The organism is Pseudomonas sp. p106 (assembly GCF_003936645.1).
Lineage (GTDB): Bacteria > Pseudomonadota > Gammaproteobacteria > Pseudomonadales > Pseudomonadaceae > Aquipseudomonas > Aquipseudomonas putida_E.
This window is the reverse complement of record NZ_RHQR01000037.1, coordinates 1-12,489: the sequence shown is the minus strand read 5'-3', so window position 1 is coordinate 12,489 and position 12,489 is coordinate 1. Positions and strand designations below refer to the sequence as shown.

Below are 12,489 nucleotides of genomic sequence, written 5' to 3'. Positions count from 1 at the left end.
AGCTTCTCGTAATTACCGCCGTCGACCTTGGTGATGCTGTTGGTCAGCGGTGCATTGGTGTTGTAGACGTTGTTTGGCGCGGTGAAGTTGACCGAACCGGACGACTCGCCGACGCCGATTGTGATGCTCTGACCGTTGGCCAGGGTGACCACGAGTGGGCTGCCAGTGACCGGAGCGCTAACCGACGCCGTGTAGGTGACCACGCCACCTTCAACCACTGAAGCATTCGCCGTCAGGGTCACGGTAGACGTATCGAGGGTATCGCTGACGTTAGTCACGGCTTCAGCCGGACTGACCGCCAGCTTCTCGAAGTCGCCACCGGTGGTGCCAGTGATGGTGGCTTTGACCTGACCGGCGTCTTTGTAGACGTCATCCGCCGGGGCCGGAACAGAGACCGTGCCGGTGGTCTGGCCGGCCGCGATGTTGATAGTTGCGCCGTTGCTCAGGGTCACGGTCATCGCCGTGCCGGCGGGATTGCTCAGCGTGGCGGTATAGACGATCTGACCGCCTTCGGCGACATCGCCAGTGGCGCTCAGCACCAGATTGGTGGTCGCCTGGGTAGCCGGGCTGTCGGTAACCGTAGTGGTCGGAGTCCCGGCGGTGTCGAGCTGTTCGTAGTTACCGCCTTCAACCTTGGTGATGCTGTTGGTCAGCGGGGTATTGGTGTTGTAGACGTTATTGGGCGCAACGAAGTTGACCGAACCGGAGGACTCGCCGACGCCGATGGTGATGCTCTGGCCGTTGGCCAGGGTGACGATCAATGGGCTACCGGTAACCGGCGCCGACACGGACGCGGTGTACACCACGGTACCGCCCTCGACCGCGCTTGGGGTAGCGGTCAACGTGACAGTCGACGTGTCGAGGGTGTCGCTGACATTAGTCACGGCTTCAGCCGGATTCACTGCGAGGCTCTCGAAGTCACCGCCGGTGGTGCCGGTGACGGTGACTTTGACCTGGCCTGCGTCTTTGTAAACGTCATCCGCTGGGGCTGGTACAGAGACCGTGCCGGAGGTCTGACCTGCCGCGATATTGATGGTCGCGCCGTTGCTCAGGGTCACGGTCATCGCCGTGCCGGCTGGGTTGCTCAAGGTCGCGGTGTAGACGATCTGGCCGCCTTCGGCCACGTCCCCAGTCGCGCTAAGTACCAGGTTGGTGGTCGCTTGAGTGTCCGGGCTGTCGGTAACCGTCGTGGTCGAAGCCCCCCCGGTGTCGAGCTGTTCGTAATTGCCGCCGTCGACCTTGGTGATGCTGTTGGTCAGCGCGGTATTGGTGTTGTAGACGTTGTTCGGCGCAACGAAGTCGACCGAGCCGGACGACTCGCCGACGCCGATTGTGATGCTCTGGCCGTTGGCCAAGGTGACCACCAATGGGCTGCCGGTGACCGGAGCGCTGACGGAGGCCGTGTAGGTAACCACCCCACCCTCCACGACTGAGGCATTTGCAGTCAGGGTCACGGTCGACGCGTCGAGGGTATCGCTGACGTTGGTCACGGCTTCAGCCGGATTAACAGCCAACTGCTCGAAGTCACCACCGGTGGTACCGGTGATGGTGGCTTTGACCTGGCCGGCGTCTTTGTAGACGTCATCGGCCGGGGCTGCAACAGAGACCGTGCCGGAGGTCTGACCGGCCGCGATGTTGATGGTCGCGCCGTTGCTCAGGGTCACGGTCATCGCCGTGCCAGCTGGGTTGCTAAGCGTTGCGGTGTAAACGATCTGACCGCCTTCAGCCACATCGCTAGTTGCGCTCAGCACCAGGTTGGTGGTGGCCTGAGTAGCGGGACTGTCGGTGACCGTGGTGGTAGGAGTGCCGGCGGTGTCGAGCTGTTCGTAGTTACCGCCCTCGACCTTGGTAATGCTGTTGGTCAGCGGTGCATTGGTGTTGTAGACGTTGTTCGGCGCAACAAAGTTGACCGAGCCGGACGACTCGCCGACACCGATGGTGATGCTCTGACCATTGGCCAGGGTCACGACCAGCGGCGAACCAGTAACAGGCGCCGACACCGAGGCGGTGTACACCACAGTACCGCCCTCGACCACGCTTGGGGTGGCAGTCAAGGTGACCGTCGACGTGTCAATGCTGTCGCTGATAGTAGTTACAGCGCTCTGGGGGTTGATCGACAGCTGCTCAAAATTGCCCCCGGTGGCGCCGGTGATGGTGGCGGTGACTGTCGAGCCATTGTTGTAAACATCATTGGCCGGCGTCTGGAAGGCCACACTGCCCGTGGTATTGCCCGCGCCAACGGTAATAGTCTGGCCGTTCGACAGTGTCACGGTCACCGGGCTCTGGGCGGGGTTGCTCAGGGTTACGGTGTAAGTGATGACGCCACCTTCGGTCACGCTTGGCGAAGCGGTAAGGGTCGCAGTGGTGTTGTCTACTGTATCGGTAACCAGAGTCACCGCAGGCGTCTGCGGCAAGGCCACGGTGATACCAGTACCGCCACTGGCCCCCGTCACGGTGGTGGAGATCTGGCTGCCATCGACGTATGGGGTATCGTTAGGCGGAATCGTGACGTTGACGGTGCCGCTGGTCTGGCCAGCCTGAATGACGATTACTGCCCCATTCGACAGTGTTACGGTCAGGTTGGACGTAGGTGCCTGGCCGACCGTCGCGGTATAGACGATAACGCCACCCGCTTCGGAGATGGAAGGGGTGGCGCTGAGGGTCAGCCCGGTGGCGACCGGTGTCGGAGTATCGGCTGTAGTGTTGTTGGCATCGGTATCAAGCCCGCCGACCTCCTCGCCATTGAGTCCGGCGGCGAAGCTCAGAGGGTCAGTCGGGAAGCCGATGGTCGGGTCCACCGAGCCTGCTGTTTCTTCCAACAGGACAAAACTGTGGCCACCGCCAACCGTGCCACCACCTGCCGCTGCAGGCCCTGCTGCCGGCGCTTCCAGTTCGGTGGTAGGGTCCACGCCCGCGGCGATCGCTTGCTGCAGCTCTTCCACCGACGGCGCGGCCTGCGCGGTAGCCTGACCCAAGTCGGTACTGCTGTCGGGTGCATCAGCGCTCCATTGGGTATCACGGCCCAAATCGAGCAAGCGACCATCGGCCAGTTCGAGGGTGACGGCGCCGCCCGGGCCGGTGAGAACTTCTTCACCGGCCAACAGGCGATCACCTTCAATGAGTACACGCCGGATGCCTTCTGGGGATACTGCGATGACTTGGCCAACAATACTTTTGACGATGGCTACAACGCTGCTCATTGGACTCTCCGGGTTACCCGATGTGATCTACTTCCATGCTCCGAGCAGCGTTCACGAGCCACTGCAGACGGAAGTGTGTCGATACTGTTTCCGGCATGCTTGACGTCAAATTATCGTCTATAACTGCCAGCTATTAACTTTATGCCAAACTATTGACCTTATGGTCGCCATCCTAAACAATCGGCAATGTAATGTCACATTGATATTTGAACGGTTGCTATCCCTTCCTTTAGTACTAATACCAGTGCCCCGTCGGAAGCTGCTCATCGGTCAAATCAGGTTGTCATTTTCCAGACCTGAACCGCTTCGGCCGTGATTCAGGACAACAGCGCCCTCGGGGATCAGTAAAAATGCGTGCGTCACTGTTTACCGCTCTTCCATTCGCCTTTGCCGCCACTTTCCTGCAAGCACAAACCTTGCCCGAAGCCATGCAGAAAGCCCTTGAGGTGCACCCGGAGATCCAGGCGGGTGTCAACGCCCGAGTGGCGGCCGATTACCAGCTGCGTGCGGCCAAGGGCGGCTATTTGCCGCGGGTAGATGTGACCGCTGGTTATGGACGAGAGGGGACTGACAGCCCGAGCACCGGCAACCGCTGGGAAACCCTCAATCGCGGTGAGTCAGCAATCCGTCTTCGCCAAATGGTTTTTGACGGTTTTGCCACTTCTAACGAAGTAGGCCGTCAACAAGCCACCGTCAATGCCCGCGCCTACTCGCTGATGGACACCTCGGAGCGCACCGCGCTTGACGTGGCCCAGGTTTACCTGGACGTGCTGTCGCGCCGCGAAATGGTTCGCCTTGCCGAGGAAAACCTGCGCAACCACGAACGTATCCTCGACCAGATCAAACTGCGTACCAGCCGTGGTGTTGGCCGCCTGGCTGACCTTGATCAGGCCGAAGCCCGTCTGGCTCAAGCGCGCAATAATTTGATAACCGAGCAGACCAACCTCGCCGATGCCAACACCAACTTCCTAAGCGTGGTAGGCCAGATGCCGGATGAACTGAGCGCCCCGGCGCCTTTCATCGACCTGCTGCCGGCAACTCTGGATGAGGCGCGCGCGCAGATGGTAGAGAGCAGCCCAGTACTGCGCTCGGCAGAGTCGGACATCGCCGCGGCTGAGAAACAGTACGACGCAGCGAAGTCGAGCTTCTATCCGCGGTTCGATGCAGAACTCGGAAGAACGGCCGATAACAACATCGACGGCACTGTCGGCCACAACAATGAGTGGCAGGCCATGCTGCGCATGAACTTCAACCTGTACGCCGGCGGCAGCAACAAGGCTGACCTGGAGTCCAAGTCATACTTGGCCAACCAGGCGCTGGATATTCGCAATAACGCCCTGCGCCAGCTCAACGAAGAACTGGGCCTGGCATGGAATGCGCAAGAGAACGCCAACGCCCAGTTGCCTATCGCCCAGCAATACGTCGATCACAGCAACCGGGTACGCAGCGCTTACCAGCAGCAGTTCAGCCTCGGCGAACGCACACTGCTCGACTTGCTCGACAGTGAAAATGAAACCTTCACGGCTCAGCGTCGTCTGGTTGAGGTGAAGAACATACAATTGTTTACTCAATACCGAATCAAGGCGACCATTGGCCAACTGCTCAAGAGCCAGGGTGTCGTAGCACCGATGGCCACCGTTGTGCAGAATGATGTGAAACCGCGAGTGAACCTGCCAGGCATGAACTGAGGCGCACCCGCACCATCTACCCGCAAGGATGAAGAGAGCGCCGCGTGGAATCCGAAGTCAGTCGAGTGCAACTCAGCCACGATCCACGCAGCCAGCACGATGACCCGTTGCTGGATAGTCTGCTGACCCTGTGTGTTCTGCACCAGAAGCCCGCAAGCAGGGCCATGCTGACTACCGGCCTGCCCTTGCCGGCCCAGCGCCTGACCCCTGATCTGCTGCCTCGTGCGGCTGCCCGTGCCGGGCTGCAAGGGCGCGTACTTCAGCGCAAGCTGGAGCAGATCCCGAGCATCGCCATGCCGGCCATGCTGCTGCTCAATGAGGGCCGCAGTGCAGTGCTGGTGGGCTGGGAAAACGAAGACACCGCCCGCCTGCTGCTCAGTGAAAGCGACGGCGGTGAGGTGCTGGTGAGCCGCGAGGCGCTGCAGGGCGACTACAGCGGCAAAGTGTTCTTCGCCCAGCCGCAGCACAAGTTCGATGTGAACCACGGCAACCTCATCCCGCGCGCCCGCTCCTGGTTCCGCGACACGTTGATGCGCAGCAAATGGCTGTACATCGACGCCATTGCTGCCAGCTTGGTGATCAACCTGATTGCACTGGCTGCGCCTTTGTTCGTGATGAATGTGTACGACCGCGTGGTTCCCAACCAGGCCACGTCGACGTTATGGGTGCTGGCGGCAGGCATCGGCTTCGCCTACATATTCGACCTCATTCTCAAAGGCCTGCGCGGCCTCTGCCTGGACCTTGCGGGCAAGAAGACCGACCTGATCATTTCAGCCACGCTGTTCGAGCGGATCGTCGGCATGTCGATGAAGTATCGCCCTGCCCGGGTCGGCAGCTTTGCCCAGAACATTCACGAATTCCAGGGCCTGCGCGACTTCCTCGCTTCGCTAACGCTGACCACCCTGATCGATCTGCCGTTCACCCTGCTGATCCTGCTTGTCATCGCCATCATCGGCGGGCATCTGGTATGGATCCCGGTCCTTGCGTTCCCGCTGGCTTTGGGCATCGGCTATGCGCTGCAGAAGCCGTTGATGGCGACCATGGAGCGCACCATGGCGCTGGCATCGGAGCGCCAGTCCAGCCTGATCGAAACGCTGGCCGGCCTGGACGCAGTCAAGGTCAACAACGCCGAGAGCGAACGCCAGTACATGTGGGAGCAGACCCTTGGCACCCTCAGCCGCCTCGAGCTGCGCGTCAAAGTGCTGTCGAGCCTGGCCATGAACATCACCTTGCTCATCCAGCAGTTGGCGGGGGTGGCGATGATCTGCGTTGGCGTTTACCTGATCATCGACGGCAACCTGAGCATGGGCGGCCTGGTCGCCTGCTACATGCTCAGCGGTCGAGCGCTAGGCCCGTTGAGCTCGCTCAACGGTTTGCTGGCCCGCTACCAGCAGGCCAAGGTGACCATGGTGGCCACCGACCAGATGATGGAGCTACCGCAGGAGCGCAATTTCGAAGAACGTCCTCTGAGCCGTCAGGTGCTGCAGGGCGCGGTCGAATTCCGGGGTGTAGATTTCACCTATCCCAATCAGCAGAACCTGGCGCTCAAAGGCATCAACCTGAATATCCGCCCGGGCGAGAAGGTCGGCATCATCGGCCGCAGCGGCTCGGGCAAAAGCTCGCTGGCCAAGCTCATCGTCGGCCTGTACGAGGCTGACAATGGCTCCTTGCTGGTCGATGGCGTGGATATCCGCCAGATCGACGTCAGTGAGTTGCGCCATAACATCGGCTATGTCCCGCAAGACATTCAGTTGCTGGCAGGCACTTTGCGCGACAATCTTGTCAGCGGTGCCCGCTACATTGAAGACGAATTGATCCTGCAAGCCGCCGAGCTGGCCGGCGTGCATGAATTCGCTCGCCTGCATCCCGACGGTTACGAACTGCAGGTCGGCGAACGCGGCCAGAACCTTTCCGGAGGGCAGCGGCAGAATGTCGCCCTGGCTCGGGCGCTGCTGCTCAACCCGCAGATCCTGCTGTTGGACGAACCCACCAGTGCCATGGACAACACGGGGGAAGAACGCCTCAAACAGCGCCTGGCTGCGGTCATCGAGGGCAAGACCGTTTTGCTGGTGACCCACCGGGCGTCCTTGCTGTCGCTGGTGGACCGGTTGATCGTCATCGATCGAGGACAGATTGTTGCGGATGGCCCGAAAGCCGCCGTCATGGATGCGCTTAAAAAGGGGCAGATCAGTGTTGCATAAGCTGGATATGGGGCGTTTCAAGGACAGCCTGCGCCGTTACTTCAAGGGCTCGGAGTCCCTTGCCGGGCAACCGCTGCCAGAGGTCAACAAAGCGCTGATCGAAGACGCGCCACGCATCGTGCGCCTGACTATCTGGGGCATCATCGCGTTCTTCCTGGTCATGATCATCTGGGCCAGCGTGGCCCCCATCGATGAAGTTACCCGCGGTGAAGGCAAGGCCATTCCATCCTCCAAAGTGCAGAAAATTCAGAACCTGGAAGGTGGCATCGTCGCGCAGATCTATGCCAAGGAAGGGCAGATCGTCGAAGTCGGTGAGCCATTGCTGCGGCTGGACGAAACACGCTTCGCATCCAACGTTGGCGAAACCGAAGCCGATCGTCTGGCGATGGCGCTGCGAGTGCAGCGCCTGAGCGCCGAAGTGGACGACAAGCCGCTGCAGATCGACGAAGAGCTGCGCAAGGCCGCACCGAGCCAGGCCGCCAGCGAGCAGTCGCTCTATCAGAGCCGGCGCCAGCAACTGCATGATGAGATCAGCGGCTTGGAACAGCAACTTGTGCAAAAACAGCAGGAACTGCGCGAGTTCACCTCCAAGCGGTCACAGTACGCCAACAGCCTGCAGTTGCTGCGTCAGGAAATCGCCATGTCCGAGCCACTGGTGGCCCAAGGCGCTATTTCCCAGGTGGAAGTGCTACGCTTGCGCCGCGCAGAAGTAGAGAACCGAGGGCAGATGGACTCCACCGCACTGGCCATCCCCCGCGCCGAAGCGGCTATCAAGGAAGTGCAGAGCAAGATTGAAGAAACCCGCGGCAAGTTCCGCAGCGAGGCGCTGACCCAGCTCAACGAGGCACGTACCGAGTTGAACAAGGCCACCGCCACGGGCAGGGCGCTGGATGACCGGGTCAACCGCACAATGGTCAGTTCGCCGGTACGTGGCATCGTCAAGCAGTTGCTGGTCAACACTGTCGGCGGCGTGATCCAGCCGGGCAGTGATATCGTAGAGATCGTGCCGCTGGATGATAGCCTTGTAGTCGAGGCGAAGATCCTGCCCAAGGACATCGCATTCCTGCACCCGGGCCAGGAAGCGACGGTCAAGTTCACGGCCTACGACTACACCATATACGGCGGTTTGAAGGCCACGCTGGAGCAGATCGGTGCCGACACCATCACCGATGAAGACAAGAAGACCACGTACTACCTGATCAAGCTGCGCACGGAAAAAAGCCACTTGGGCACTGACGAGAAACCGTTGCTGATCATCCCAGGAATGGTAGCAACGGTGGATATCATGACGGGCAAGAAGACCATCATGAGCTACCTGCTAAAACCCATCATGAAGGCCCGTGCTGAAGCCCTGCGCGAACGCTGACTGTCACAGGTGCAACCCCCTGAGGAAGGGCGCTGCACCTGCACTGTCAGGCCGAAGTCAGCGCCAAGGGGCAGGCTCGCCCACCAACTGCCCCTGAATACCTTGAACCTCCATTTCCAGTAGCACCTGTCGCTCTCCTTCGGTCTCGACCCGCTCGGCAATCAACGGCAGATCAATACTGTGCGCTGCCCGCTGAATTGCTTCGATGAACAAACGCTTGTGTTGCTCTTGGTCAATATTGCGGATGTAGCTCCCGTCGATCTTCAGGTACGCCAGGCCCAAGTGCGCCAGGTTACCGATCATGCTGAAGCGGCCACCAAAACGCTGCAGCGCCAGCCCGAAACCAAGCCCGTGCAAGCGTCGAGTCAACTGCTCGAGCGCGGCTTGCGCAGGCAATTGCTCTTCGCCGATTTCCAAGACCAAGCGTGGCCCCAGTGCGGTGTATTGCCCAAGCAAATCGTATACCCGCTGCAGAGCGTTGGGGTCGGCCAGGGTCGCAGCCGACAGGTTGAGCGCAAGCACTTGATCATGGCTACGCAAGTGCGCCAGCACTTTTTCGAGCACCAACACATCCAGCTGCGGCATCCAGCCAAAGCGCTCGAGCCACGGCAGAAAGCGGCCGGCCGGCACTGCCTCGCCTTCATCATCGTGCAGCCGTGAAATGACTTTGTAGTGCAGCACGTGCTGCACGTCCTTGCAATCCACCACCGGTTGGAAGAACAGTTCGAACTGACCTTTGACGAAGGCTTGCTCAAGCCGCGTGTGCCAGGCGTGATGGCTATCGCCGGCAACAGCCGCGGCACCCTGCTCAAGGCAAACCCACCCGGGGGTCGGCTGATTTTCAGCGCGGGCCAGGGCCTCATCGGCAAGTTTCAATAGCGCTTGCGGCGCGTCGCCGGGGCTGAACGGTGCAAGGCCGATACAGGCTACCGGGTCGACATCGGTGGCGCCGGTCTCGTGCAGGCTCTGCAGCGTAGCCTCCAGGGCCTGGGCGAGCTGCACCGCCTCTTCGTGCACCATGCCTGGGGCGAGCACGGCGAACTCACCGCCACGGCTGCGGGAAATCAGGTCTTTGGTCTCCGGGAACTTGGCACAGGTACGCTGCAGCTGTACACCGACCGCCTGCAACAGCTGGTCGGTGCGTTGGCCGCCCAAGCGGGCGTTAAGCCCTGTGAGGTCCTGAACACGCAGCAACAGTAGGTAACCCGCCCTCGCTTCTTCAAGGTTGCTGACTCGGGTATTGAGCTGCATTTCAAAGTAACGGCGGTTGGACAACCCGGTCAGGCTGTCCTGATACGATTCGGTACGTAGCCGCTCGCTGCGCTCGGCCTGCTCGTTGAACAGGGCCTTGAGCTTCTCCACCATCTGGTTCATGGCTTGTACCACACGACGCAACTCGGGCGTGCGCGGCAGCTCAGGCAGGCTGAGGAACTCGCGGCGGGCAATGGCGTGGGACTGCTCGACCATGTAGTCCAGCGGCCGCAATTGACGACGTAACAGCAAGGCTCCGAGTACCGCGCTCGCTGCACCGCAGAGCAGCAGCCAGCCCAGGCTGCCCAAGGCGCTCTGCCAGAGTTTGGAGATGGCGAACATCGGGTGGCTAATGACTTCGACACGCGCAGCTTGTTGCCAACCTCGGCTGACGAGGGCATCACCGCCGGCAGCTTCGAGGCCTATCAGGTGGATGAACCAGGCAGGAACACCACCAGGATCTGGCTGCGCGTGACGCTCCACCAGCACCGCATTCGAGGCCAGGTCGACGACCTTGATGCTCGAATAATAGCCACTGTCAAAGATCGAACTGACCATGAGCTCTACCATGGCCGGGTCATCGATGTTTGGCGTCAACGAGAGCGCCAGCGCCGTGGCAGCGTCCTGGGCATGTGAGCGCAGCTGGTTGACGTACTGGCTGCGTGAACTCTCCAGGCTGACCATGAAACTGCCGCTGAACGCGACCACCAGGAACAGGCAAATGGCCAACAGCAATTGTTTGAACAGTGACATCTGTGCTCCTTCAGTAAACCGGTTCGGCCGGGAACCCTTCGGCCTGCATTTTCTTTAACAGGTCCTGCCAGCGTGACAAACGCTTGGTGTCACCGACTTTCTTGTTACCCGCAGCACCGGTCAACCAGAGGCCTTCACCATTGAAGGCGTAGACCGGCAAGAGGTCAGTACGCTGGCTGGCCGGCTTGATCGCGTCCATCAGGCTATCGAGTACCAGCGGCTGGGCTTGTGGGCTTGAATAATAGGTCAGCACCATGTGCGCGCGATTCTGGCGCAAAGCCTTGACGTAGGTGATGCGCAGCTTTTCACTTGGGATACCCATACGGCGCAGGCTGAAATACTTGGCGATGGCGTAGTCCTCGCAATCGCCGGCGCCCTTGATCAAGGCCTGGATGGGCGTGGCCCAATAGTCGACTTCACGCCACAAGTCGATGTCTTCGACATAGCGTAATTGCTGGTTGAAAAACAGGTTGGCTGCCTGCAAGCGTTGTAGCTCTGAGCCTTGGTTTTGCGTGGCCATCATGGCTTGCCAGGCATCGATGCGGCCCTTGCCGGCACCCAGTGGGCCATACAGGGTCTGTGACTTGCGACTGATCTGGGAAAAATCCCAATCCGCATGCAAACCGCCCAGCAGCAAACTGCCTAGCAAAACGGCGAGGCCGACACATCGCGCGGCGGTTTTGATTACCCAAGGTATCGCCACTGCGAAGACCTGTTTAGACCAGTCGAAAGCAGCGATGGTGAGGTCTGTCAGCATAAAAAACAATGGCATCCTGCAATCATGCCGCCGGTGGTCGGGGAGCCAAGACTTTCCAGTTAATGCTTTGTATGTGCCGCTTCCTTTGCCAGTCGTCTTCATCCACCATATCTCTAGGCCGTGTTTCGGCCGCCCCCATTGCGGGGAGCTGGTTTGACAAGCCCCCTTGCCTGTTACTAGTGTCATTGGATCCAACTTTAGTCGTCGAGGCAGACTCCGCGTGGCCGAGAAAATCAAACTGAGCAATGTGCTGGCGAGCGAACAGCTACCGGCGAACCTGGCCCGTGGCGTGATCGAAGAACGCTTGCGCAGCGCCATACTCGATGGCCGCCTGCCGCCCGGTACCGCCGTGCGCCAACAAGAGCTGGCGACCTTGTATGGCGTCAGCCGCATGCCTGTGCGTGAGGCGCTGCGCCAGCTGGAAGCGCAATCGCTGCTCAAGGTGGAGATGCACAAGGGCGCAGTTGTGGCGCCCTTGATTGGTGAAGATGCGGTCGACACTTATGCGTTGCGGGTTTTGCTCGAATCCGAGGCCCTGCGCCAATCCATTCCCCTGCTCGATGCCGAAGATATCGCCCGGGCACGTGGTTACATCCGGCAATTGGAAGACGAGACGCGCCACGCCGAAATCGGCCGCCTCAATCGGCTGTTCCACATGGCCCTGTACGGCAAGGCTCAGAACCAGAAGCTACTGCGCCTGATCGAGGACGAGCTCAACGAGGAAGAGCGCTTCCTGCGCTTTCATCTATCGTCGATGGGCTTGGGCAAGCTGACCCAGGACGATCACAACGCACTGGCGGATGCAGCCAGTGACAAGCTGGTCGACGAGGCAGTGAGGGTGCTGGAGCAGCATCTGAACAATGGTGCGCGGGTTATCAGGAATTACCTGGACAAGCAGGCAGCCCAGCCAATGCCATAACCCGGAAAAGACAAAGCCCCTGTCTGCAGTGCAGACAGGGGCTTTGGATTTGAATCTTGACGATGACCTACTCTCACATGGGGAAACCCCACACTACCATCGGCGATGCATCGTTTCACTGCTGAGTTCGGGATGGGATCAGGTGGTTCCAATGCTCTATGGTCGTCAAGAAATTCTGTGTGCCGGCCCGTCCTATGGACGTACCCGCGAATCTCTGTAGTTCCTACTTAAAGACAAAACCCCTACCTGCTTGCGCAGATAGGGGTTTTGCGAAATGAATCTTGACGATGACCTACTCTCACATGGGGAAACCCCACACTACCATCGGCGATGCATCGTTTCACTACTGAGTTC

The 12,489-nt window shown here is 60.1% G+C and carries 7 protein-coding genes and 1 rRNA gene; 4 read left to right on the top strand and 4 right to left on the bottom strand.

What is annotated here, in order from left to right; genetic code table 11:
* The coding region (locus tag EGJ09_RS26145; protein WP_125925156.1) for a retention module-containing protein at positions 1–3,200 on the bottom strand (3,200 nt) is incomplete at its 3' end.
* A gap of 350 nt (positions 3,201–3,550) precedes the next feature.
* Here EGJ09_RS26145 and EGJ09_RS26140 point away from each other — a divergent pair.
* From EGJ09_RS26140 to EGJ09_RS26130, 3 genes are read left to right on the top strand one after another with little or no spacing between them, the layout of a single operon-like run.
* Positions 3,551–4,888: a TolC family outer membrane protein gene (locus EGJ09_RS26140; RefSeq protein WP_119687964.1), complete on the top strand. Its 1,338-nt coding sequence runs from the start codon at positions 3,551–3,553 to the stop codon at positions 4,886–4,888.
* 44 nt (positions 4,889–4,932) lie between these two features.
* The gene (locus EGJ09_RS26135) at positions 4,933–7,089 is read left to right on the top strand and encodes a type I secretion system permease/ATPase (protein ID WP_115273161.1); all 2,157 of its coding nucleotides are present in this window, start codon (positions 4,933–4,935) and stop codon (positions 7,087–7,089) included.
* A gap of 7 nt (positions 7,090–7,096) precedes the next feature.
* Positions 7,097–8,455, top strand: coding sequence for an HlyD family type I secretion periplasmic adaptor subunit (locus tag EGJ09_RS26130; protein WP_174142631.1), 1,359 nt, complete (start codon positions 7,097–7,099; stop codon positions 8,453–8,455).
* A 57-nt stretch (positions 8,456–8,512) separates the two neighbouring features.
* Here the strand turns inward: EGJ09_RS26130 and lapD are convergent, their stop codons facing one another.
* Together lapD and lapG are read right to left on the bottom strand one after the other, a co-directional pair.
* Positions 8,513–10,459, bottom strand: coding sequence for a cyclic di-GMP receptor LapD (gene lapD / locus EGJ09_RS26125; RefSeq protein WP_125925155.1), 1,947 nt, complete (start codon positions 10,457–10,459; stop codon positions 8,513–8,515).
* Positions 10,460–10,469: 10 nt separating this feature from the next.
* On the bottom strand, positions 10,470–11,216 hold the full coding sequence (lapG, locus tag EGJ09_RS26120; RefSeq protein WP_371928104.1) for a cysteine protease LapG: 747 nt from the start codon (positions 11,214–11,216) through the stop codon (positions 10,470–10,472).
* Positions 11,217–11,436: 220 nt separating this feature from the next.
* On the opposite strand from lapG, the gene EGJ09_RS26115 reads away from it, so the two are divergent.
* The gene (locus EGJ09_RS26115; RefSeq protein WP_119687966.1) at positions 11,437–12,135 is read left to right on the top strand and encodes a GntR family transcriptional regulator; all 699 of its coding nucleotides are present in this window, start codon (positions 11,437–11,439) and stop codon (positions 12,133–12,135) included.
* 54 nt (positions 12,136–12,189) lie between these two features.
* On the opposite strand, the gene rrf is transcribed toward EGJ09_RS26115, so the two are convergent.
* Positions 12,190–12,305: ribosomal RNA gene (gene rrf, locus EGJ09_RS26110) — 5S ribosomal RNA — on the bottom strand.
* Positions 12,306–12,489 lie beyond the last annotated feature (184 nt).

Coding starts and splice junctions, on each gene's coding strand:
- EGJ09_RS26130 (WP_174142631.1), top strand. CDS start 7,097: ATGGGGCGTTTCAAGGACAGCCTGCGCCGTTACTTCAAGGGCTCGGAG.
- lapD (WP_125925155.1), bottom strand. CDS start 10,459: ATGTCACTGTTCAAACAATTGCTGTTGGCCATTTGCCTGTTCCTGGTG.
- lapG (WP_371928104.1), bottom strand. CDS start 11,216: ATGCTGACAGACCTCACCATCGCTGCTTTCGACTGGTCTAAACAGGTC.
- EGJ09_RS26140 (WP_119687964.1), top strand. CDS start 3,551: ATGCGTGCGTCACTGTTTACCGCTCTTCCATTCGCCTTTGCCGCCACT.